Source organism: Spirosoma montaniterrae (assembly GCF_001988955.1).
Taxonomy (GTDB): Bacteria; Bacteroidota; Bacteroidia; order Cytophagales; family Spirosomataceae; genus Spirosoma; species Spirosoma montaniterrae.
The window spans coordinates 2,711,160-2,735,775 of sequence record NZ_CP014263.1 but is presented as its reverse complement, the minus strand read 5'-3'; the positions used below and the strand labels follow the sequence as shown (position 1 = coordinate 2,735,775).

Genomic DNA, 24,616 nt, shown 5'->3' with positions numbered 1-24,616 from the left:
CAGTTTGGCTCACCGCACACGCAGCGTCAGGCTGGCCGTATCGTCTTCGCCGTTGGTGAAGCCGTTGCCCGGTGTGCTGTCGGGGTCGGAGGGGCTGGCCGTCTGTACCTGAGCCCGTAGGGTTCCTGCCTGAAGTGCTATCAGATGCACTGCCAGTGTATTCGACGCATCGACGGGTATGTTGGCTATGTTGCCCGTTATGATTTGCCCATTCACGCTCAAACCGTCGGTAACGGCCAGACTCCAGCCCGTTGGCAACACCAGTTGCATACTGACGCCCGTGGCTGTGGCTCCGCCCCGGTTGGTTACAATTACACTAAGCATAAATGGCTGACCGCTATTGGGTGTCAACGAGCTGCTGGTCAGCCTAAGAGCAAGATCGGCTTTGGCGGGATCGGTAGCGGGCTGATTAGCTTGTAAGGCGGGTAAGGGTGTTTGGTTCGGGTTGGGAGATACCCTGATGGGGCCGCTGCCATCAAGTGTGCGCAGGTCGGCCACGGCCATATCGTCTTGTCCGTCGCCAGTGCCGGAATTTGGCTGGCTGTCGGGGTCGGCCTGATCGGTGGCCGTAAGTTGCGCCGTAGTCAGAAACGTACCCGCCTGATTAGCCTGAAGCCGGTACAATACCGCGACTGAGCCACCTGCCGCAACACTATCGACGCCAACAATAACCGTTCCGGCTGCGGCACTTACCGACGAGGTAAGGGCGTTCACAAAAATCAAGTTGTCGGGTAACAGGCTCATTGCCCGTATGTTATGAGCAGGCAGCGGTCCGCTGTTGCTTACTGTCAGCGTAACCGTAACGGGCTGGCCGACCTTAGGCGTGCGGCTACCGAGTTGCATGCCAAGCGATAAATCAGCGCAGAACGTGAGCGGGTCGCTGGGCGCACTGCTGACCGCCGGATTGCTCGCAACAACGCGTATTCGGTAGTTGCTGGCAACCGACAACGACGCTGGTAAGGTGACAACTACCGGGCTGCTGGTGCCGGTGCCAATCACCGTTTCGCTGGTAAACGAGCCGCTGCCATCCGATAGCCGAACGCTGTAGACATTCCCCGCCGACATAGATCCGCCTTCAACGCTCACATAAACAGGAATTTGCCCGCTCAGACATACGGGTGCCGGAGTGGCCTGGCTGGTGGTAAGCACCGGCGGAACATTGCTGACCGACTCCTGCGTATAGTAGAGAATGTAACGCGTGTTGTTGAGTAGTGACTGCTCAAACCAAAGCCCGGCCCCTGTGTCGCCCTGCCGCCGAACTGAAAGCCGATACCGCCCCGGCTCTACACCCCCCACGCCCGACGCAATGGGTGGGTAGAATCGAACATAGGAAAAATCGGCAAATTGTGGGTAGTTGGGGGCCTGCGATACGGGCGGCATCAAATACCAGTTGCTGTCGGAAAAGGAGCCACCGTCGATGCGTTGCATCCGAACTTCAACGGGCTGGCTGGCATCTACCATCGCAAAAAAACCGTGGCTACCCCGTTCGTACCGATACCCTACGCGTCGAATTACCGCATCGGCAGTGCCGCCCTGAACGGCAGTTTGCAAAATCAATGGCACCCCGGTTGTCGGGGCAAAATAATCGACCCGAAACGGTTCGCTCAAAGCACCGGTAGTGGCCGGGTTGGTGGTAAGGGTTCGAAACCGATACTCGCCATCGGGGAAATTGCCGGGTAGGGTTAATTGGATCGGATTGGCTGAACTGGCGGCTGATTCCAGTACCGTTGTACCGTCGTCAGCCCGCAAAATCTGTACCTTATACTGGTTATTGGTCTCAACAGGCGAGCTACGTAGCGAGCTAAAGAAAAGCGTTTCGCCGGGTTTTCGGCGGATGGGCAGCGTGTAGCCGCTGGTAAGCAAAGCCGATTCGTCGGCGGGCGTGTAGGGGGTTGAGACGGTAAAAAAGTTAGCGTCTAAAGCCTGCACCCAGCTATTCACGAATCGGACTAAGCCTGCGCCCGAAAAATGAATGCCATCAGGTCGGTTGGTGGGGCCAACGATGCTGTCGGTGGCGGGGCCGGGAAATGTGGCAGGTAAGTTGCTAATCAGTTGATTCTGTGCGGCAATAACAGCCGGGTTTGTGTTGCCGTTGATGAAACTGACCCGCGAAACTACCCAGGGCAGCGGGGCGTTGTTTACCTGCTGCCGGCTTTTCTCGATCACGTACCGGATATTATCGTAATACGTTTGCTGACTCGTATACAGATCACTTTCGCCCTGATGCCACAACACGGCCCGTGCTCCTGTACGCCGAACATAGTGCAGCAGGGCTACGCCCAACCGCCGATAGACCGACGCATTGAGCGAACTACTGAAGTTACCTGCCGCCGACTGCTGCCACTGATCGCTGCTGGTGCCGCCCAAAGCCGCACCCAGAAACAAAACGGGTACGTTGAGCCGTCGGGTGAGCGAATCGCCCAGCATACCCCAGAGGTGATAGGGCTGTCCGGGACCAATGTTGGTGCCGCTGCTGACGCGGTTGAAGCGAAGCGGTAGAAGTTGTTCGCTGAGGCTATCCTGCCGGAAATCGACGCACGACACCCGGTCGTCGGTGGCACCCACTACGGTTTGAAACCCACCGGCTACGTTCGATTGCCCGGCTACAACAAAGACTTCGCCCACACCCACCCGGTTAACGCTGGTCTGGTCGAGAACGGTGGTAGTAACTTTGGCCCGCACGTCGAGCCGATACCAGCCGCCTGTAGTTGATATCCAGCCCCGAAAAGCCTTAGAATTAGATAGAAAAGGCAGCGACGTCCAGGCGGTAGCACTCCCCTGACCCAGCGTCAGCGGCACCATTCGGGCTTCTACCAACGTAGCCGACGCCGGGGCAAGCCCCGCTACCAGCACGTTTGCCCGGTTGGTGGCATTGCGCTGAATAACCATGCGTGTGACAGGCGTGGTTAGGGTGAGTTGAGCGAACGAAAACGATGGGAGCAGTTGCCACAACAGCCCACATAATAAAATACGAAAGGTCATTTTTGTAGAGGGTAGGATAGTTGTGTGGTGTTTTATACACCAGAACAACCTATATCAAACCCCATGCCTTATACGTATCGATAAATTTTATATTTACTATATGGTGTTTATAGTTTTATGCTATTCGTACACAAGAAACTGTTTGTACAATGTTGAATGAGGTGTTTTGTACGCCTATGCAGTATTGTGTTGAGGGCTACGTAATAAAAAATGGCAACGCCAAATTGACTTCGGCGTTGCCATTAGAGAAGACTATCGGAGCAACAGTTAAGCTACTGATTTGATTTTCAGTTCGTCTAATTGCTTGTCAGCAATGGTAGAAGGCGAATCGATCATGACATCGCGACCCGAATTGTTCTTGGGGAATGCGATAAAATCACGAATCGAATCGGCCCCACCAAAGAGCGAACACAGCCGGTCGAAGCCAAAAGCAATACCACCGTGTGGGGGTGCGCCATACTCGAAAGCGTCCATCAGGAAGCCGAATTGCGCTTTGGCTTCTTCGTCCGAAAAACCGAGCAGACTGAACATGCGGGCCTGTAAGTCGCGGTTAAAAATACGGATGGAGCCGCCCCCAACTTCCGTGCCATTAATAACCATATCGTAAGCATTGGCCCGCACCGCGCCAGGATCGGTGTCGAGTAGCGGGATGTCTTCGGGTTTGGGCGACGTGAACGGGTGGTGCATGGCGAACCAGCGTTGCCGGGCTGGATTGCCCTCTTCTTCGCCGTATTCGAGCAGCGGGAAATCGAGCACCCACAGGCTGCTGAACGTGTTCGGATCGCGCAGGCCGAGCCGGTTTCCTATCTCTAACCGCAACTCGTTCAGTTGCTTACGCGCTTTGTTAGCCTCGCCCGACATAATCAGCATCAAATCGCCGGGTTGCGCGTCGAAGCGGTCGGCCCAGGTTTTCAGGTCGGCTTCGGAATAGAATTTATCGACCGACGATTTTAATACGCCGTCCTGATTGCAGCGAACGTAAATCAGCCCTTTCGCGCCGATTTGCGGACGTTTTACCCACTCGGTCAACTCGTCGAGTTGCTTGCGGGTGTAGTCGGCACAGCCTTTGGCGTTGATACCCACCACGAGTTCGGCCCCGTCGAAAACCGGGAAATTTTTGCCGGAAGTGAGGTCAATGCCGTTCACCCCACCCCAACCTCTCCCCTTGTTTTAAGGGGAGGGGCTTTTAATTCGACAAACTGCATGCCGAAGCGGGTATCGGGCTTGTCGGAGCCGTAGAGCCGCATGGCGTCGGCGTAGGTCATGCGTGGCACGTCGGCCAGGTCGATGCCTTTTACGGCCTTGAACAGGTGCCGCACCAAACCCTCGAACATCTGCAAAATATCTTCCTGCTCCACAAACGACATCTCGCAGTCGATCTGTGTAAACTCCGGTTGGCGGTCGGCCCGCAGGTCTTCGTCACGGAAACACTTGACAATCTGATAGTACCGGTCAAAGCCCGATACCATCAGCAATTGCTTGAACGTTTGTGGCGACTGCGGCAGGGCGTAAAACTCGCCAGGATTCATGCGGCTCGGCACCACAAAATCGCGTGCGCCTTCGGGTGTCGATTTAATCAGTACCGGCGTTTCGACCTCAATAAACTGCTGCCCGTCCATATACAGTCGGGTTTGCTGAGCCATTTTGTGCCGTAGTTCGAGGTTTCTGCGAACCGGATTCCGGCGCAGGTCTAAGTAGCGGTACTTCATCCGCAGGTCGTCGCCCCCGTCGGTTTCGTCGTCGATGAGGAAGGGCGGCAGTTTGGCGGGGTTCAGCACCGTCAGGGCCGACACCCGTACTTCAATGTCGCCGGTCGGAATATTGGGGTTTTTCGATTTGCGTTCGACCACCGCACCGGTAGCCTGAAGCACAAACTCGCGGCCCAGCGTGCGGGCCGTTGCAAACAGGTCGGCGGGGGTAACGCCCTCTTCCAGAATGAGTTGAATAAGGCCGTAGCGGTCGCGGAGGTCGATCCAGAGAACGCCCCCTTTATCGCGGATGGTTTGCACCCAGCCGCAGAGTGTGGTGGTTGTGTTGGCGTCGGAAAGGCGGAGTTGCCCGCAGGTGTGCGTTCGAAGCATGGACTATTGAGTGAGTTGGTTGTGACACAGAAAAGTTATAACACAGAGATACACGGAGAAAAAGAGATACACAGAAGAAAAAGCCAGACTCTGTGTGTCTCTTTTTCTCCTCTGTGCATCTCTGTGTTATAACTTTTCTGTGTCACAACGTTTGAATCGCAAAAATAGATGGTTTGCGTACAAAACTATCACCCGCCTGCCATCAACTTGTCTAACCGCCGGATGGACTGCACTACGGCCCGGACTGTGTGGTAATTGATTTTCCATGAGTGGCTCATGTGTGTCCAGATGGGTACGCCTTGCCGGGTCATCAGCGGCCACCACTCGCCAACGGGGTGGTTTATCATCTTGTCCATCACAAACCGATGCACATTCGCATAAGCCCGCCAGTAGCGTTCGTCGCCAAAGAGCCGGTATGCATCCAAAAAGCCGATCAAGACCTCGGCCTGCTGCCAGAACTCTTTCTCGCGGTCGTACACCTCGCCCCCGTGCGACCCTTCGACAAACACGCCCCCAAACTCCCAATCGACGCCATACTGCACAGCATGACCGAACGATTTCTGGAATTGTTCGCGGTAGGTTTCAGCCGGGAGACCCAGCACGTCGAGGGCGTGGAGCAGGAGGTGGGCGAATTCGGCGTTGTGGCCGTAGCTGGTATTGTCTTCGGCGGCTCGTTTTACGCCGTCTTCGGTGAAGCGGTCCCAGCCCCAGATTACGTCAAACTTGATTTGCGGAGCCACGCGCCAGTCGGCCCAGAACTGCGGAATGCCGGTGCCGAACTCCGGGTGCATGATTTTGGTAACTAACAAGTCGATGATTTCGAGCAGTTTACGGCGGTGGAGCGGATGCTGACTGGCTTCGTAAAGACTCGTGAATGCTTCCATCAGGTGCATGTGCGCGTCGAGTGTTTTGCGGTCGCCCCCGGCTGCGCCCGGCCCCTTCAGCGACCAGTCGCGCCCGAACATCTCGAAATAGCCGCCGTGCCGCGTGTCGGTCGCGTGTTTCTGGAGCAGGTCAAACGTGCGCTGGGCGTAGTCGAGGCCACGCGGGTCGCCGGTTGCCAGGGTGTATTCGCTCAGGCAGTAGATGGCGAAACTCTGGCCGTACACAATTTTCTGGTCGTTGCGCACCTCGCCCCGGCGATTGGTCATCCAGTAAAAACCGCCATGCTCCTCGTCCCACAGCCGACTCAGCAAATAATCGACCCCATGCCGCGCCAAATCGGCCAACGCGCCGTTGCCATAGCCCGCCCGGTGCGCTGACGAGTAGGTATAAATCGACCGGGTCTGGGCAATAAGCGATTTTTCGTCCTCCCCCGAATCATGGCCGTACTGGTCGAAATGGGTGATAAATCCGCCGTGTTCGCGGTCGGCGGTTCGGCTTGTCCAGAAGGGTAGTAGTTCGGCGGTCAGGTGCGTATGCAGTTCCTGCCGGTGGTGTTGGAAGATTTCGCGGTTCATGGGTGAGTTGTTACACATGGAGGTAAGTTATGACACAGAGATGCACGGAGGAGACACAGAGATACGCAGAGAAATACATTAACCTCTGTGTATCTCTGTGTCTCCTCCGTGCATCTCTGTGTCATAAAGTAAAGCTAAAATCTCCTCCAGACTCGCCGTGCCGGTTTGCCGGAGTTTTTGCACCGTAACGGCAGCGGCCAGATTCGCCACGTCGATGGCATCGGCGGGCGAGGCACCAGTCCCCACGCAGGCCCCGAACGCGGCCACGACCGTATCGCCCGCGCCAACGGTATCAATTTCGGCCCGCAGTGGCACGGCTTCTACCGATTCGGTCTGCTCACCGTTCACGTACAAAATGCCCGCTTCGCCCCGCGTTAGCACAACCGGCCCGTTACGGTGTTGGCTGAGTTGTTGACCGGCTCGAACGCACCAGTCGTAGTCGGGTTGCGCGGGCAGGTCGGTGTGTAGCAGCCGGGCCAGTTCGGCGGTGTTCACTTTCAGGGTAGCGTGGCTGATGTGGTGGCCCATGTCGCGCATGTCGGCCACGCAGCAAACGGTTGGAAAGCGTTCGAGCAGGCTGTTTAGCTGCTCGGTGCGCGATGCCGTAAGCAGTGGGTTGGGAAATTGCTGGTTGATAATCAGCAGGTCAAGATTGGGCAGGTTGCTTGCCAGCGCATCTAAAAGCTTCTGAAAATCAGCGTCTGCCAGCGCATTATGGGTGCCGAAGTCCAGGCGGTTGGCTTCCTGCCCGTTCACGAATGGCTTGGCATACACGCAGGTATCCCAGCCTTCGGGCGTGTGCAAATGGGTGGTGTCGACGCCCGCCCGCCCGAACAACTGCCGCATTTCGCGCCCGAACAAATCATCGCCTACGCAGCCAGCAACCCGTATGTCCCCAACGCCCAGCGTAGCGAGATTCTGCACCACATTGCCCGCGCCCCCCAGCGACGCCCGTGGCCGACGACCCCAGAACACTGTCTGCCCGGTTTCTATCGACCGTTCGCCGGTTTGTGTCTCTACGGTTGCGTATAAATCCAGCGCGAAATCGCCGATAACGGCCACGCGGAGGTTGGCGATGCGACTGAAAAGCGTTGTGATTTTGAGCATAAGGTTGTTGAAAGGTTGTGACACAGAGATACTCGGAGGAAATACGGAGATACACAGAGTTTTTATTAGCTCACAATAGTCTCAGTGTATCTCAGTGCTATCTCTGCGTGTCTCTGTGTCATAACCCTTTTATGTCATAACCCCTCTTATTTCCGGTAATCCAATGCCGGTTTGCGGTCGCCGAGCAGGGCTTCGTACTTGAAATCGGCCCCTCGTTTTTGCAGCCATTCGGCGCGGGCTTTTTCGATGAGCGCGGGGTTTTTGTAGAGGTCGAGCGCGGTGCATGTCAGCGTCTTAGCCGCCACCATCATGCCTTTCTGCCCGATGCTCATGCCGCTTGCCGCCGTCGATTGCCAGCTATGCGCCGATGAACCCGGCACCCACGTAGCGGTCTGCAAACCCACCGTTGGAACGGCCCAGCTTACGTCGCCCACGTCGGTCGAGCCGCCACTCGTCGGGCTATCGCTCTGATCGCGGAAGTCTTTTACAAGGGCCGCGTTGGTAATGGGTACTTTCTGCCCCTCGCCAAAAGTCTGGCTGATTTTTTCGGCAAAGGCGGTTTCGTCGGCGGTGTAGGTCACACCCCCAACAAGTTTCAGATTCTGGTGCATGACCTCGGCCAGCGACACGTTGGGCAGAATGTTGTACACCCCGCCCAGCACTTCCCATTCTACCTTTGTGCCAGTGCCTTTGGCCGCGCCCTCAGCCGCATTTTCGATGCGCTTCCAGACGCTTTGCAGCACCTCGCGGTCTTTGTGACGGGCGTAATAATATACCTCCGCAAAGGCCGGCACCACATTTGGTGCGTCGCCCCCTTTCGTAATCACGTAGTGAATGCGCGTGTCCGACGGGACGTGTTCGCGCATCATGTTCACCATGTAGTTCATGGCTTCTACGCCATCCAGAGCCGACCGACCCCGTTCGGGCGAGGCTGCTGCGTGGGCGGCAATACCCCGAAACCGGAATTTGGCGTTCTTGTTTGCCAGCGACGTACCGGCGTCGGCACCATTCTGCGAACCGGGGTGCCAGTGCAGCACTACGTCGGTGTCGTTAAAGAGTCCTTCGCGCACCATGTACACTTTGCCGGAGCCGCCCTCTTCAGCCGGACAGCCGTAAATCTTGACCGTGCCGGGCCTCCCCGACGCTTTCAGCCAGTTTTTAACCTCGACCGCAGCCGCCATCGACGCCGTGCCGAACAGGTTATGCCCGCATCCATGACCGCCTTTCTGCCCGGCAATGGGTGTGAAATCGGGTTTGGCTTCGGTGGCAAGGCCGGGCAGCGCGTCGTACTCGCCCAGAATGCCGATCACGGGTTTTCCGGTGCCGTAAGTAGCGACAAACGCCGTTGGAATGCCCGCCACGCCCGCCGACACAGTGAAACCTTCTTTACGAAGCTGCTCCTGCAACAGGGCCGAACTTTTTTCTTCCATGTAGCCGAGTTCGGCGAAATCCCAGATTTGTTTTGAGATGCCTGCGTAGTCCGAAAAGCGGCTGTCGAGGCTGGCAATGGCCGTTTGTTTGTCTTTGTCGGGCGCGGGGGTAGCGGTTTTTTTAGGCTTTTGTGCGAGAGTCAGCCCGGGCAGGAGTAGCGTGAGGGCAAGGAATAGTATTCGCATTGGTTCGGTATGTGATTGGGTCGTGTTGTGATGAGACAAATTTATGATTGTAGAAGAAAGTTTTTACATCTATTATGCTATTGCTGTTACATTGTCTATAATTGCAGAGCGTGTTAATAAAATCAATCTAAGATATAATGCCTCTTGTAGCTGAGACTTATTTTTCCACCGATTTAGGTCAATTAATTATAGGCAAAACAGAAGAAGTTTTGTCTAATAATATTGATGTCTTAAAGGGAAAGTTCGACCTTATTATAACTTCCCCCCCTTTTCCACTAAACGCGAAGAAAAAATATGGAAACTTGACAGGAGACAAGTATAAAGATTGGTTTACAAGCCTTGCTCCTCTGTTTTCTGACCTCCTATCCCCAACTGGCTCCCTTGTAATAGAAATTGGTAATTCATGGGAGCCTGATAGGCCTGTTCAATCGTTATTACATCTCGAAAGTCTTTTAGGTTTTGTGAAAAACTCAGACGCTGACTTGCGTTTAATTCAAGAGTTTATTTGTTACAACCCTTCGCGTCTGCCTTCTCCGGCCCAATGGGTTACTGTCAATAGAATAAGAACAGTTGATAGCTATACACATGTTTGGTGGATGGCTAAATCCGATTATCCGAAAGCTGACAACTCAAAAGTGCTGAGACCCTATAGCAAGAGTATGCTCCAACTATTAAAAAAGCAGAAGTATAACGCTGGCAAGAGGCCCTCTGAGCATAATATAAGTGCTAATGGGTTTTTCAAGAATCATGGAGGCAGTATAGCACACAATTTATTTGAAGTGGAACAGATTGAACATAATAGAGAGGTGCGTTTACCTCATAATGTTCTAAGCTTCTCCAATACTTCTTCTAATGATGTATTCTCGCAAAAATGCCGCGAGGAAGGTATTGTCCCTCATCCAGCGCGAATGTCAGGAGGTTTGATAAGTTTTTTTGTCGATTTTTTGACAAACAAAGGCGATTTAATACTCGATCCCTTTGCAGGTAGCAACACAACTGGATATATTGCTGAAATGATGAATCGTAGATGGTTTAGTATTGAAATTAGTGAAGATTATGCATATCAATCTACTCTTCGATTCAAGTAAATATCAAACGTATATATTCGGGTGTATGGCAAGAATTTTAGCAACTGTTGATTCTACTTGGTATGAAGAACTGTCGTTAGTATCATATTATTATGAGAGCCAGTTTGAACATAAAGTTATATCCCATGCTGCGTTTGTATTTCCTGATTATTATGTTATGAAATACAAAAAAGTGATGCATACAGCTCATGGAAAAACTTCCACGCCTGATTTAGTTATGGTAAGGAAAAGCTACGAAGATTGGTGGGTGGTCGAAGTTGAGAAAGCTGATCATCCGATCGAACATGTTTTGGGCCAAGTTGAGGTATTTAGCAATGCTGAATTGAACGCTATCGAGACATCGAAATATATTATTCAGCAAAACTCCTCACTGGACGAAAAAAAAGTTTTAAATTTAATCAGAAACGAAAGGCCTAAAGTGCTTGTAATCGTAGACCAACCTAAAGACAGTTGGAAACGTGATCTCGCTAACTATAATACCAAGCTATGTGTTTTTCAAGTGTTTAAAAATAATCATGGTTTAGAATTATATAGAATAAACGGAGAATATCCGTATATATATACAGGAGATGCCCATTGCAGAATGGTAAGTGGTATGGTTAATACTCTTGAAGTAATAAACCCCGAAATACTTGACTCTTTCGTTTCCGGCGATGAGTTGGAATTGGTTTTTAAAGAGCAAATGACCAAGTGGGAGGTTTTTTTCGCTAAAGGTAAAATGCATCTGAAGAGCGTTGGGATGTCCGTTAATAAACTTCCTGTGGGAAAAGATTATATAATTCGAAAAGATTCCTTCGATAGGTATCATATCGAATTTAACTAAAATCGAGATGGAGTTACAACTTGGCCTTGAAATAATTAGCTCATACAAGCGTCTTTCATATACGCTTTGGTATGCCCTTGCGGAGTTTGTTGATAACTCTACCCAAGCGTATTATAATAATCGAGAATTGTTAGACGCCATTTTCGAGAAGAATGGCCAGGAGTTAATTGTCAAAATTAATTACGATAGTACTTACCCAGATGGATTGATTACCGTTTCTGATAATTCAATTGGAATGACATATGAAGAGTTACAGAATTCTGTAATAATTGGCCGTCCTCCAATTATTACATCGGGCCGCTCCAAATACGGTCTCGGTATGAAAACGGCTTCTTTTTGGTTGGGCAATTTTTGGAGTATTAGAACAAAAAAACTTGGGGAAACTGAGGAACACTTTGTGGAAGTGAATGCAGAAAAAATAGCCAATGGGGACAAGGCCCTTTACTATACTGTAAAAAAGGATTTGCCAACCGAGGAACACTACACTATTATTCAAATTCAGAAGTTAAACCAAAAATTTTACGGCAGAACAATAGATAAAACAAAGAGATATTTGAGATCAATGTATAGGAAAGATATAGACAAAGGTATTCTTTCTTTATTTTGGTCGGAGGAAAAATTAACTTGGAGCAGTCAAGAGCTGTTTAATCGTCTGATTAAGCAAGAAGGAGAGCCATTGATTAGAAACATAGATTTCTCTGTGGACGACAAACGAGTCACGGGTTGGGCAGGAGTTCTCGCAAAAGGCAGCCGGGCAGATGCTGGCTTCTCAATTATTCAAGCTGATAGAGTGATAAAAGGTTGGCCTTCATCTTATCGTCCCGAAACGTTATTTGGCCCGCAGGAGGGAGGATCGAATGATTTGGTAAACCAAAGGTTAGTTGGAGAACTGTATTTAGATGGCTTCGATGTTAGTCATACTAAAGATGAGGTACTCTTTAAAGGAGATGAACAAGAATTATTAGAAGCTAAGCTGCAAGAGCAATGTGGAGATTTGAGGGCTTTGGCTCTACGGCCAAAAAATTCTAATCGCAATGTTGATGAAAGGCAACCATCAAATGTTGACTTTAAAGTAGCTATACAAACTGTTGAGGAGGAATTGAGTTCAACCTATGTTGAAACATTCCTTAATACGTTCGAGATACCTGATGAGGAAGTTATAAAAGGTGCCAATGAAATTGTAATAAAGTCTGTAGAGAAAAGAACTGAACCAACCTTCGACATAATGATAGGTGGCCTCAGAGTAAAACTATATATAGATGAAAATATGTCTCCTTACGAGCCATATGTATTGATTCAGTCAACAGCTTACTTAGATAAAGTCATAGTGATACTGAACAGATCGCATCCCTATTGGTCACAACTCAGCGGAGTAAGTGAAATAGTGCAATTTATTAGACAGTGTGCTTATGACGGAGTAGCCGAGTGGAAAGCATATTCTGTCACTCATAAATTTGATCCTGACACTATCAAATTAATAAAAGATAATTTGCTAAGATTATCTTACAAAGTAGATTAGCCTACCACACATTTATTATAAAGCATATAGGGATCTTAACTGACAACGTAGCGACAAACGCCGTTGGAATGCCCGCCACGCCCGCCGACACGGTGAAGCCTTCTTTGCGAAGCTGCTCCTGCAACAGGGCCGAACTTTTTTCTTCCATGTAGCCGAGTTCGGCGAAATCCCAGATTTGTTTCGAGATGCCCGCGTAGTCCGAAAAGCGGCTGTCGAGGCTGGCAATGGCCGTTTGTTTGTCTTTGTCGGGCGCGGGTGTGGCCGCTTTTTTGGCTTTTTGCGCCAGAAGCAGATTCGGTAGCAGCAGCGCGAAGAGAAGTATTTGTTTGGTCATGTGGGTTATAATTTGGATGATTGGGTTCACAAAATTGATTGAAGATACCGATAAAAGTCAACAGGGCCGCTCCGTTACCGAAGCAGCCCTGAAAAGAGGTGTACAGGAGAGAAAAATTAAAACCCGAAAGAAGCCGTCATTTTGTAGAATGAGTTGTTACCGTCGGTTGCCGGGCGGTCGAGCACGTTTGAGCCACCCGTGAAGCGGAGTGTCAGACCGTTGGGCAATGCGGCCTGTACGTATGGCCCGGCCCATTTGTAGACGTTGCTCGAATTGCCCACGCTGGGGTTCGAGCGCAGGTGTTCGTAATGTGCGCCCAGCGATACTACCGACGAGACTTTGTAGCCTGCGTTTACCCACCAGTGCAGGAAGTTGTTCTGCGAAGGTGCATTAATTAGCCGCTGGCTTTGGTCGGGAGATGGTATCTGCCCTTTGCGGATGGCTGCGTAGTAGCCGAGGTAATACTGACCCTCCAGCCGCTTGGTGTTCAGATTGGCAGTCAGGCTGGGCACAAGTCCTTCGGCAAACATCGGGAAAGCACCGTTCGAGAGCAACTTGCCGTTGGTGAAGCCAATCTGCGGGTTAATTTTCAGCGCACCGTTCAGCGTGTTGACATTAATGCCCGTGCCTACCTCCGTCCAGAGACCACCACCCCCGCCCGTGCCAAAGGAAGGCGTTGTCCAGAAAATGCCGTAGAATGTCCAGTCAGTTTTGCTGTTCAGTTGCAGGCTACCGTTGATGGTGGGGTAAAACCCGAAGAAGCTGTCCTGATTCAGGCTGATGCTGTAGTTCGACTTACGGGGCGTCTGAGCCTGCGCTGATAGCGAAACCACAACAAAAAATACAAGTGGTAGATAATTGAACTTTTTCATAATAAAATATTGTAAAAATTAAAAAATACGGTTGAGACTCATGCAGTTGAGTCATAAAGCCAAACTTTATTCGGAAAAACTTAGTTTTCAACCACTATTGATTCTAATCCAATTCTAATTCAATTCTTACTATTTTCTAACAGATTAGTCGTGAAATAGACCTGTTTTAGGAAAAAAGATAAATTTTTTAAGAAAATAGGTTTTTATATGATGTAGGCTTTCGGGTAACGCATTACAGAACCCCAACTGCCTGCAACGGCTCCCAAATATCCCTTCGGTCTTAATACCCCCGTAACACCGGGCATCTGAAACGGGCGTACATTTGCTAAAAACGTTTCTCTTTATGCGCTTCCTCAAAATCCTTGCCTTTTTCACGCTCGTTTGCTGTGCAGCGTCAGTTGCCCAAACGCCCCAAACAGCCCCGCGCGTTACTCTGCCCAACGGCTGGAGCCTGACGCCCACGGGCCGGTCGCTACCCCTCGGCGATTTGCCGCTCAACATGGCACTCAACCCCAAAAACACCCGGCTCGCCGTAACCAACAACGGCCAAAGCACCCAGTCGATTCAACTGATCGACGTGTCGGGCGGTGTATTGGATGAGGTTGAAATCAAAAAATCGTGGGTGGGGCTGCGCTTCATGCCCGATGGCAAACGGCTGCTGGCCTCAGGTGGCAACGATAACCGGGTGCTGATTTACGACGTGTCGGGCGATAAGTTGGTAAAAATCGATTCGGTCGTGCTGGGCAAGGCCATGACTCCGCGTATATCGGTGGCGGGCGTCGAGACCGACCGCAGCGGGCAAACGCTCTACGCCGTAACCAAAGACGATAGTTCGCTTTACGTGTGCGACCTGACTACGAAGCAGGTTTCGCAGCGTATCAAACTGCCTGCCGAACCCTATACCTGCCTGCGTTCGCCGGTGGGCGACGAGCTTTTTATCACCGTTTGGGGTGGCGCAAAAGTAGTTGTTTACGATCCGAAGCAACAAAAGCTTAGCGGTGAAATTGCTACGGCAGACCATCCGAATGATCTGGTATTCACCCCAAACGGGCGATACCTGTTCGTGGCGTGCGCCAACGAAAACGCCGTGTCGGTCATTGACGTAAGGGCCAGAAAAGTAACTGAAACGCTGAATACGGCCCTCTATCCCGACGCTCCGGCGGGCAGCACGCCCAACGGCCTCGCCCTGACTGCCGACGCCAAAACACTGCTCGTTGCCAACGCCGATAATAACTGTTTAGCGGTGTTCGACGTGTCGGCAGTAACGGCGGGCAAACCGCCCAAAAGCCGTTCGCTGGGGTTCATTCCAACGGGCTGGTATCCAACGTCAGTGAAGATAGCTGACCGGAAAGTGATGGTTGCCAATGGCAAAGGGTTCTCATCAAAAGCCAACCCGAAAGGGCCAAATCCCTACAAGCGTCGCGAAGTTGGTACGGAGTATATAGGCGGTTTGTTCAAGGGTACGCTGTCGGTGTTCGAGATGCCCAAAGCGGCTGAACTTGCCAGCCTGACGAAATTGGTGTACGGCAATACACCTTACACGAAAGAACGCGAAAAAACGGCCATTGGCACCGATTGGCCCGCCGATTCGCCCATTCCGAAGCAGGTAGGGCAGAAGTCAGCGCAGATTAAATATGTCTTTTACATCATCAAGGAAAACCGTACCTACGATCAGGTGTTTGGCGATATGCCCGGTGGTAACGGCGACACGTCGCTGTGTTTGTTTCCCGAAAAAATTACGCCCAATCAGCACGCACTGGCCCGCGAGTTTGTGCTGTTGGATAACTTCTACGTCGATGCCGAGGTGAGTGCCGACGGGCATAACTGGAGCATGGCAGCCTACGCTAACGATTACGTCGAAAAAACCTGGCCCACCAGCTACGGCGGTCGGGGCGGCAGCTACGATTACGAAGGCTCGCGGCCTGTGGCGTATCCCAAAAAAGGATTCATCTGGGACTATTGCCAGCGGGCGGGCCTGCGCTACCGCAGCTACGGCGAGTTTGAAGCCTACGCCCGACGCAAAGGTTCGGCCCTCGACGGTCGGTTTGCGCCCAACTACCCCGATTATGACCTGAACGTGAAAGACATCGACCGGGTTGAAATCTGGAAAAAAGACCTCGATTCGCTCATTACCCGCGAGGCTGTGCCACATTTCAGCAGCATCCGGCTCGGCAACGACCACACGAGCGGTGCCCGCATCGGTGCGCCCACGCCAGCCGCCCACGTTGCCGATAACGACTTAGCCGTTGGTCGGTTCGTTGAATACCTGTCGAAAAGCCCCATCTGGAAAGAATCGGCGGTGTTTGTACTCGAAGACGACGCCCAGAACGGCCCCGACCACGTCGATGCACACCGGTCGCCCGCGCTCGTTATCAGCCCCTACACCAAACGGCGGCACGTGGACCATACCATGTATTCGACGTCGGGGATGTTGCGCACGATGGAGTTGATTCTGGGTTTACCGCCGATGAGTCAATACGACGCTGGGGCGCGGCCCATGTACGCCTGCTTTACGAATAAAGCCGATCTGACGCCCTACACCCACATTCCGGCCAACATCGACCTTGAGACCAAAAACACGGCCATGACCGAACCCGCCCGGCAGTCGGAAAAACTCGACCTGCGTTACGCCGACAAAATTGACGACCGGCTGTTCAGCGAAATCATCTGGAAAGCTGTGAAAGGCGAAAACGCCGTGATGCCTGCCCCGCGCCGGGGTGCATTCCTGAATGTAATGGACACGGACGATTAAAGGGGAACACAGATTGTACGGATGCTACGGATGAACACGGATTTCTTTTTGTGTACGAAGGAAAATCGTGTTCATCCGTAGCATCCGTACAATCTGTGTTCCAATCTACATTACCCCAAACCGATACGTTCCAGCCGGTACTTCGACGATGTAGTACCGGCTGTTTTTTTCGACAAACCGAACGGCGGGCGTTTCCGCGAGGGGCTTGCCGTTACACAGCACCCGTTTGCCTGCCAGACCCGACAGCGGTACGCCAACGGTAGCCGAAACCCGCGCCGGAACCGTCACGGTCATGGTCAGAGCCGCTGGCGTTTTGTTGAGTTGCATAGCAAGCAGCCCCGAAGTGGCGGGCATGGACGCCGAAACGCTCGTCAGGCCACCAAGCTGCGGGAAAATTCGGTACGTTCCCAAACGCTCGCCAGGCGAGAGACCGGCCACGTACTCCGACAGCAACAGCAGCGGCCCGCCCGACCAGCCGTGGTTGTAGCCGCTGTTGCCGTGGGCCACGCCGGGTCGGTCATCGTATTCCCAAAGCTCCCAAAGTGTGCTTAATCGGCTGTTAGTCATGGCTTTGTAACGCGCCTTCATGCGGGCGATGGCCTGCGGGAGCCGGTTCATCTGAATCAGGCTTTCGAGTACAAATTTTTCCATGTAGGGACTGGCATACTGCTGTGTGGCAAATACGCGACTCAGAGCACTGTACTTCGCAGAGTCGGCCACGCCCGCCAGAACCATCAGCGCGTTGGCGCGGTCGTCGGTGGGTTGGCGACTGGCCGAGTCGCGGTAGGCTTGTCCGTTCCAGCAGGCGGGGCTGTTCAGGAACGTTACGATGCGGTCGTGCTTTTGCTGGTATTCGGCGCGGTGGGTGGGTTGGCGAAGCAGGTCTGCTGTGTGCATGGCCGTTTGCAGAGCCAGTACGTACCAGCCATGCTGAATCAGCACCATATCCTGATTGGTTCCCCAGTCGCCCCAGTCCCAGCCACCTTTGCGGTAGTTGAGCCGTCCGGTCGAGTCGGGTTTCCAGAGGGCCAGATACCGGCGCATGGCGGGATAAATATGCCGCAGCGTGGCCGTGTCGCGGGTGTGCCGGAAATACCGCCAGCTTTCAAATAGTGGCATAAGCGAATGAACGGGCAGTTCGTTTTTCCAGTCGGATTCGGGTACGGGGTTGTAGATCACACTGTCGGGCCGCTGCCAGTCGGCGAGGTTCAGATACAGCTTGCGGCCTAAGGCGGTGGCGTTGCTGTCGAGGGCGTAAAACGTCTGCCCCATTTGCAGGGCCGCGTCGCCCGCCCACTGCGCCCGTTCGCGGTCGGGGCAGTCCATAAAATTGTCGCGCATATTGAGGTAGAGCGTCCGTTGCGCTTTCTGCCACAACCGGTTCAGCAGCGGGTCGTTGCACCGAAACGACCCGGCAAAGGCGGCATTGTAGCCTGTTTCGCGGTACTGCACGTTCACGACCTCTACGCCTTTTGGCAGCGCGTACCGGATTTCGTGCCCCGACAGCCAGCCGAGCGATTCGTAGGTTTGCAACCCCGCCCGCGTAATGTACTCGGCCCCGTTGGTGTACAGCGAATCCTGCCCCATAGCCCCCATGTAATACGTATCGGAGCCAATTGTAATCCGCTGACCGGCAGCGGCTTTCACCGTTAGCACGGGCGATGCGTGGCAATCATACGGCAGCGTGGCTACCAGCGTATCGGGTTTACCGGCCTGCCCTGATTTGCGAACGGTGCGGACATAGTTTTTCAGACCGTAATTCCTGAAAAGCGGAATCGGGCGCGGGGCAAGCAGGCCCCAGGGCGCGGTTCCGGCCCGGCCTACAATCAGCGCACGGGGCCAGGCATTATCGTCGTAAGTGGCGGTTTGCCAGCCGGGTACATCATGCTGGGCGTTGAATCGGATGTTGGGTTCTGAAAGTCGGAAGTTGGGTTTGGGTAGCTGCGACGGTTCGTAGGCCGGGTGCGGCTGAGCCTTCCAGCCAAACTTCGGAAACAGCGGCCCGCTGTCGGTTTCGCAGTCAAAGATCAGCCCCGCCTGTCCGCTGTTGTTGTGCGAAAACCCTTTGCCGCCCCAGAACCACACCAGCACGGCTACGCTGTTACGGCCCGGTTGCAGGTAGGGCGCGAGGTCAACTTCGTCGTAGTACGTATCGCGTGGGTTGGGGCCTCGTTTCAGCCCGCCCTCATACACCACCTGTTTGCCGTTGACCCAGAGCCAGTATTTGCTATCGACAGCGATGCGGGCCAAAGCACGTTTGGGTAGGGCGGTGAGCGTGGTGCTGTGCCGGAAACAATGCCAGCTATTGGGCGTGGTGGGGCCGGGCGAGGTCGAAAGCCAGAGTGCCTGAAATGGCTGTGCGGTGGCTGGTATTGTCAGAAACAGGAAGAGAGTGAACCGAATAATCAAAGGCATGTGTGCGGGGGGAAGAATCCGGGCCGGAAGATAGCAATGTTGACTCAGTTTTCAGACCTTCGTAAGGCTCGCGCCAGATGGCAACTTAACTAATTCAGCTAACCTGTTGGCCATGCTTAAAAACGACTTTCAAACCGAACTGCGTTTTACCACCACCGTGCAGCGGGGCGACGTTGGCCCCAACGTTCGGCGGGTGCAGGAGTGGTTGTGTCTGAACGCTCTCCGCTTCCCGAACGCATCGCTGATTACCGCCCTCGACAGCGATTTTGGCCCCGCTACGCAGCAGGCTGTTCGTAATTTTCAGCGGGCTATTCGGGTGCCGCGAACGGGTATCGTTACGCCCGCTCTCTTCGCCGAACTTTGCCGACCGATGGCTACGGCGTTTCAGACCGCACCTACCGGCACCGACGTTCGGAAGGCAGTTGTACAAATTGCTCAGCTTCATCTGAAACAACGGGCCGCCGAACTCCAGACCGACGATGCCCAGAACCTCGGTCCCTGGGTGCGGGCCTACTGCGACAGTAACGACGGTTCGCCGTTCAAATGGTGTGTGGGTTTTTTGCAGGCCGTACTCGATCAGGTGGCGTCGGTGTTTGGGCGTCGGTTTACAGACATCATGCCCCAGACGCTCAGTTGCGACATACTGGCGCAGGGCGGGCAGGCCAACGGTCGACTCACCCGCTCGGCTACGCTGCGGAACAATCCGGGCCGTATCAAACCCGGCGATGTGTTTCTGATCCGCAATCCGGCCAATAACGACTGGTTTCATGCGGGGCTAATCATCAGCCGGTCGGGCGACGTAATCGAGACCATCGAGGGCAACACCGACTCGCGGGGTAGCAACAACGGCACGGCGGTGTTTGCCCGCGTCCGCAACTTCCAGAATACGACAATTGATTTGTACTCAATTGAGAGCCTGTAGTTCCGATTGCGCGGCTGATGGGAGTTGACCGGAGATGATGCCATCTTTGGCTAACTGACGGGCAACCCGCTCGGGTGGCACCCGTTCGCCCAAAGTACGCGACATAGACACGATAGCTTTCCAGAACGGCTGATCGGAGTTGACCGGGCGCATTTCCAGATTCAACTGTGACATGCCATCGCCCGTAGGATTCCACGGTAAAGCGTCGCCAGCGTGAACAACATCGACCAATAAAACTACGTCACTCTGGCATAAATCGGCCTGTTTGCGAATGGTCTCTTTCTCATCGAACGCAAGCTGACTGACGGCTACTGAGCATACTTCGTAGTTGCTTGGAAAAACCCGCAGAAATGAACGTGCGTATGTATCCAAAGCCTTCCGGCTTTTGGTGACAACCAGAATGCGCTTGAATTGCGGAACAGCATCGCGTTTTACGTTCGACTGCATATTAACGCAGCCAGTGCCGAGCAGCGCACAGCAAAGAAGGAGTAAGAGCGGTTTCATGGCGATTGAGTTGGGATTAGCTTGATAGCTCTAAATAAAAAATAGAAAAGATTCCGTTCATTAAAAGGCGATTAGACTTTGTTAGAAACGCATTAAAAACGACTAATCAGCCGTATTTATACTATATTCCGGCATCCTGGACCTGACTCGTATGAATTTAGCACGTTTTACTACGTACCTCGCCCTGTTAAGCGTATGTCTGTTGCTTATTTATAGCTGTAAGCGCGAACAGGACGAACCCGCCCCACCCGTGATAATCACATTCGGCCCGTCGGCCATCGGCGAACCGCGCAGTACGACCACGGCGTTTGTGTCGTCAACGCTAACCTCGGCACCGACGGGGCAGGCCCTTACGGTCGGATACGTCTGGTCGAAAATGAATGCACAGCCAACGCTAACCGATAACAAAACGACGCAGACGCTCAGCCTGACGGCTCTGCCTGCGAGTTTGACAACCACGCTTACGGGTCTCGACAACGGCGCGACCTACTATGCCCGCGCCTACGTCACGGTTGGTAGCAACACGACTTACGGCCCGGTGGTATCGTTTCAGATGAATATAACGCTGGCGAGGCTCTTTGCACAGGCTCTGACCGATTCGCTTCAAAACAAAGACATTGGCTACGGTTTTACCATTTTTCAGGGCAATACACTGGCCGCATCGGGTACGGGCGGTTTTCAGTCGCGGACGACTGACCCCGAAGGACAACGACCTTACACAATCGACTCGAAAATGCACATGGCCAGTATGAGTAAGACACTGACTGCTATGGCGTTTGTGCAACTGATGGCGCAGAAAGGCATTCGCTCAACCGACCGGATTGCGGCCTATCTGCCGCCCTCCTGGCCTAAAGGCCCGAACGTCGACCAGATTACGTTTCGCGAGTTGCTGACTCACCGCAGTGGTATCATAGGATTGGGCAACAACTGCGTGAATGGAGCCTTTTCAGAAAATATTTATACGGGCCTGAAGCAACTGATTGCCAAAGGAGTAACCGCAGCCAACCGGGGGCAATATTGCTACCAGAACGCCAACGTCGGATTGTTTCGGGTGCTGATTCCGGCTCTGACGGGCTATACCTTCACGGGCACCGACGCTACCGACGATCAGCAGACGCAACAACGGTACGTAGCCTACATTCAGCAAAACGTACTGGAAAAAGTGGGGCTAACGAATATTGTACCTACGTTCCCATCGGGCAACATTACTTACGGCTATTCGTATCCGCACACGGGGGCAGCAGGCTGGAATCCAGGCAATTTCTCTTCGACTGTTGGGGCCTACGGCTGGTACATGACGCCCCGCGAAGCCGGAACGCTCTACGCCACCGTGCTATCGTCGCCCGATCAGTCGGTATTGTCAACGGCGTTTAAAGATTCATTGCTGCTCAACAACATGGGCTGTTTTCGCATATCATCTAATCTCGGCAACTTCGCGTATCACGACGGCTGGTGGTATTTCAATAATATCGTGCCGTATTACGGCTTCCGCACCATCTGGATGAAACTGCCTGATAATATGACCGTTGTGCTGTTTACCAACGCGCTGCACCGCCAAACGGGCCGGTTTCCGAGCAACGACGGCACCGATATTACCACGTTCGTAGCTCGGGCCTATAGCCGTGCCCGGCAAGCCAACGGCGGGCGTTTGCCAGCCGTAACGTTCACCCTCGAACACCCCGAACCGCACTAATATGCGCCAACTCGCCCTTACTCTTAACTTTTCACTTTTAATTTTTCACTCCATTACCGCCCAGCGGCTGCAACAGCCCGTTGAGGTCATTCGCGACCAGTGGGGGGTGAATCATATCTACGCCAAAAACGAACACGATTTGTTCTGGGCGCAGGGCTATCAGGCCGCGCAGGACCGGCTGTTTCAGTTGGAAATCTGGCGCAGGCAGGCCACCGGCACCGTTGCCGAACTGCTCGGTCCGCAGGAAGTGAAGCGCGACGTGGGGACGCGGCTGTTTCGCTTCCGTGGCAACCTGAACAAAGAATTGCTGCACTATCACCCACGTGGGCCGCAGATTGTGCGGGCGTTTGTGGAGGGCATCAACGCCTACATCGCCGAGATTCTGAAAACACCCGAAAACCTACCGTTCGAGTTTCGGGTGCTCGACATGAAGCCGGGTTTCTGGACGCCCGACGTCGTTATCAGCCGCCATCAGGGTTTGCTCGGCAATGTCCGCGACGAACTGAACTACGGGCGGTTGGTGAAACTCATCGGTCCCGAAAAACTCCGCGAGCTAAGCTGGTTTCATCCGACCACGAAGCCCACCGAACCCGATCTGACACTGCACGTCAACGGCGACCAACTGTTTCAACCCATTCTTGACCTGTACGAAGCATTCCGGTTGCCGCTCAAATTTCAGGGCCAGGCCACCAAAGCCGATGAAGACGAAGCGGCCTTCATGGGAACGCCGAACCGCCCCGGCCCTTCCCTCACCCCCAGCCCCTCTCCCAAAACGGGGAGAGGGGAGAGCCATCCGGGTACACTGCACCCTCTCCCGTTTTGGGAGAGGGGCCGGGGGTGAGGGCGAACGCAGAAGACGAAGGCTCGAACAACTGGGTGCTGTCGAGTCGGAAAACCAGCAGCGGCTACCCCATGCTGGCAAACGACCCGCACCGGGCGCAGAGTACGCCCTCGCTGCGGTATTGGGTGCATTTGAACGCGCCCGGCTGGAACGTGGTCGGCGCGGGTGAACCGACGCTGCCGGGTATTTCTATCGGGCACAACGACTACGGCGCGTGGGGGCTGACGATTTTCGAGACCGACAATGAAGACCTGCTGGTATATGATACCAACCCGAAAAACCCGAATCAATACCGGTATAAAGGCCGTTGGGTGCCGATGCGCGTACTGGCCGAGACGATTGTGGTAAAGGGCGGGCAACCCGTTCGGGCAACGTTGAAATACACCCACCACGGGCCGGTGGTGTTTGAAGACGCCCCGAATCACAAAGCTTACGCCGTGCGGGCGGGCTGGCTCGAAACGGGCTGTGCGCCGTATTTAGCCAGTTTGCGGATGAATCAGGCCCGCAACTGGGCCGAGTTCCGGCAGGCATGTTCGTTCAGCCGGATTCCGGGCGAGAACATGGTGTGGGCGGATAAAACCGGCACCATCGGCTGGCAGGCAGTAGGCATTTCACCTATCCGAAAGAATTTTTCGGGCTTGGTGCCGGTGCCGGGCGATGGGCGGTTCGAGTGGGGCGGCTACCTGCCCATCCAGCAACTGCCCAGCAAACTGAATCCGCCCGAAGGCTATGTCGTAACAGCCAATAACAACCTCACGCCCAGTAATTTTCCAAACCGCAACGCCATCGGCTGGACCTGGGCCGGGCCAAGCCGGGCGCACCGCATCGAAGAAGTATTGTCGGATGGGACACGCAAAAATTTAGTCGATTTCATGGCCTTGCAGACCGACTATCTGAGCATTCCGGCGCGAACGCTTGTGCCGTTGCTGCAAAATCTGTCGTCGCCCAACAGCCGCACGGAACAGGCGTTGACCTACCTGCGCCGGTGGAATTTTCAGCTTAAACCCGAATCGGTGGCGGCAGCTATTTACGTCGCCTGGGAAGGGCAGTTGAAGAAGGCACTGTATGAAACCAACGTGCCGCAAAACGCCCGGCCTTACCTCCGAAGCCTACCCAGCAAACGGGTAATCGACTGGTTAGTAACGCCACAGGGCGGCACCACCCTCCGCGACGAGCTATTGCTAACCTGCCTCGACCGGGCCGTAGCGGAACTAACTGAACGGCTCGGCAATGACATGGACGACTGGAGCTACGGGCAGCGTAAAAACAAACACATCACCATCACGCACCCGCTCAGCAAGCTGGTCGATAAGGCTATGCAGCAGCGCATCAACCTCGGCCCGGTGGCGCGGGGTGGCTACGGCGAAACCGTGAATGCCACGGCCAACGACCTCAACCAGACCCATGGGGCATCGTTTCGTATTCTGGTCGATACCGAAGACTGGGATAAAACGCTCGGTATCAACAGCCCCGGCCAGTCGGGCAATCCCGATGGCCCCCATTACGCCGACCTGTTTCCGCTCTGGGCCGAAAACGGTTATTTTCCAGTCTTTTTCTCGAAAGAGAAAATCCGCGCCGTAGCTGAAAGCACGACGGTGTTAAAGTAA

The 24,616-nt window shown here is 53.7% G+C and carries 14 protein-coding genes and 2 pseudogenes; 7 read left to right on the top strand and 9 right to left on the bottom strand.

The annotated features are described in order from the left end of the window. Positions 1-9 precede the first annotated feature (9 nt). The 5 genes and pseudogenes from AWR27_RS11870 to AWR27_RS11850 form a co-directional block, all read right to left on the bottom strand. Entirely contained in the window at positions 10-2,982 is a 2,973-nt protein-coding gene (locus AWR27_RS11870; RefSeq protein WP_077131369.1) for a sialate O-acetylesterase, read from the bottom strand. Positions 2,983-3,249: 267 nt separating this feature from the next. Further along, positions 3,250-5,063: pseudogene (aspS, locus tag AWR27_RS11865) on the bottom strand (aspartate--tRNA ligase). A gap of 188 nt (positions 5,064-5,251) precedes the next feature. Further along, positions 5,252-6,523 carry an AGE family epimerase/isomerase gene (locus AWR27_RS11860; RefSeq protein WP_077131368.1) on the bottom strand — a complete coding sequence of 424 codons (1,272 nt, stop codon included), beginning with the start codon at positions 6,521-6,523 and terminating at the stop codon, positions 5,252-5,254. 78 nt (positions 6,524-6,601) lie between these two features. Further along, on the bottom strand, positions 6,602-7,630 hold the full coding sequence (locus tag AWR27_RS11855; RefSeq protein ID WP_077131367.1) for a bifunctional heptose 7-phosphate kinase/heptose 1-phosphate adenyltransferase: 1,029 nt from the start codon (positions 7,628-7,630) through the stop codon (positions 6,602-6,604). Positions 7,631-7,776: 146 nt separating this feature from the next. Beyond that, positions 7,777-9,246: an amidohydrolase gene (locus AWR27_RS11850; protein WP_077131366.1), complete on the bottom strand. Its 1,470-nt coding sequence runs from the start codon at positions 9,244-9,246 to the stop codon at positions 7,777-7,779. A 137-nt stretch (positions 9,247-9,383) separates the two neighbouring features. On the opposite strand from AWR27_RS11850, the gene AWR27_RS11845 reads away from it, so the two are divergent. The 3 genes from AWR27_RS11845 to AWR27_RS11835 are packed head-to-tail and all read left to right on the top strand — an operon-like array spanning position 9,384 to position 12,676. After that, the gene (locus AWR27_RS11845) at positions 9,384-10,334 is read left to right on the top strand and encodes a DNA-methyltransferase (RefSeq protein WP_077131365.1); all 951 of its coding nucleotides are present in this window, start codon (positions 9,384-9,386) and stop codon (positions 10,332-10,334) included. A gap of 25 nt (positions 10,335-10,359) precedes the next feature. Beyond that, positions 10,360-11,157: a hypothetical protein gene (locus tag AWR27_RS11840; RefSeq protein WP_077131364.1), complete on the top strand. Its 798-nt coding sequence runs from the start codon at positions 10,360-10,362 to the stop codon at positions 11,155-11,157. A 7-nt stretch (positions 11,158-11,164) separates the two neighbouring features. Continuing rightward, positions 11,165-12,676: an ATP-binding protein gene (locus AWR27_RS11835; protein WP_077131363.1), complete on the top strand. Its 1,512-nt coding sequence runs from the start codon at positions 11,165-11,167 to the stop codon at positions 12,674-12,676. Between the two features lies 1 nt (position 12,677). Here AWR27_RS11835 and AWR27_RS11830 read toward each other — a convergent pair whose 3' ends face one another. Both AWR27_RS11830 and AWR27_RS11825 read right to left on the bottom strand, forming a co-directional pair. Continuing rightward, the gene (locus AWR27_RS11830; protein WP_077131362.1) at positions 12,678-13,010 is read right to left on the bottom strand and encodes a hypothetical protein; all 333 of its coding nucleotides are present in this window, start codon (positions 13,008-13,010) and stop codon (positions 12,678-12,680) included. A gap of 116 nt (positions 13,011-13,126) precedes the next feature. Further along, positions 13,127-13,882 carry a DUF6733 family protein gene (locus tag AWR27_RS11825; RefSeq protein ID WP_077131361.1) on the bottom strand — a complete coding sequence of 252 codons (756 nt, stop codon included), beginning with the start codon at positions 13,880-13,882 and terminating at the stop codon, positions 13,127-13,129. A gap of 343 nt (positions 13,883-14,225) precedes the next feature. Between AWR27_RS11825 and AWR27_RS11820 the strand changes: the two genes are divergently transcribed. Then, on the top strand, positions 14,226-16,634 hold the full coding sequence (locus AWR27_RS11820; protein ID WP_077131360.1) for a bifunctional YncE family protein/alkaline phosphatase family protein: 2,409 nt from the start codon (positions 14,226-14,228) through the stop codon (positions 16,632-16,634). 105 nt (positions 16,635-16,739) lie between these two features. Here AWR27_RS11820 and AWR27_RS11815 read toward each other — a convergent pair whose 3' ends face one another. Beyond that, a complete protein-coding gene (locus AWR27_RS11815; protein ID WP_077131359.1) occupies positions 16,740-19,049 on the bottom strand; it encodes an alpha-L-rhamnosidase-related protein in 2,310 nt (769 codons plus the stop codon). Between the two features lie 112 nt (positions 19,050-19,161). Between AWR27_RS11815 and AWR27_RS11810 the strand changes: the two genes are divergently transcribed. After that, the gene (locus AWR27_RS11810; protein ID WP_077131358.1) at positions 19,162-19,971 is read left to right on the top strand and encodes a peptidoglycan-binding domain-containing protein; all 810 of its coding nucleotides are present in this window, start codon (positions 19,162-19,164) and stop codon (positions 19,969-19,971) included. On the opposite strand, the gene AWR27_RS11805 is transcribed toward AWR27_RS11810, so the two are convergent. Further along, positions 19,954-20,475 (bottom strand): hypothetical protein, encoded by a 522-nt coding sequence (locus AWR27_RS11805; protein ID WP_077131357.1) that lies wholly within the window; start codon positions 20,473-20,475, stop codon positions 19,954-19,956. The two genes, AWR27_RS11810 and AWR27_RS11805, sit on opposite strands and share 18 nt — an antisense overlap. A 151-nt stretch (positions 20,476-20,626) precedes the next feature. On the opposite strand from AWR27_RS11805, the gene AWR27_RS11800 reads away from it, so the two are divergent. After that, a complete protein-coding gene (locus AWR27_RS11800) occupies positions 20,627-22,168 on the top strand; it encodes a serine hydrolase domain-containing protein (protein WP_077131356.1) in 1,542 nt (513 codons plus the stop codon). Position 22,169: 1 nt separating this feature from the next. After that, a pseudogene (locus tag AWR27_RS11790) lies at positions 22,170-24,616 on the top strand (penicillin acylase family protein).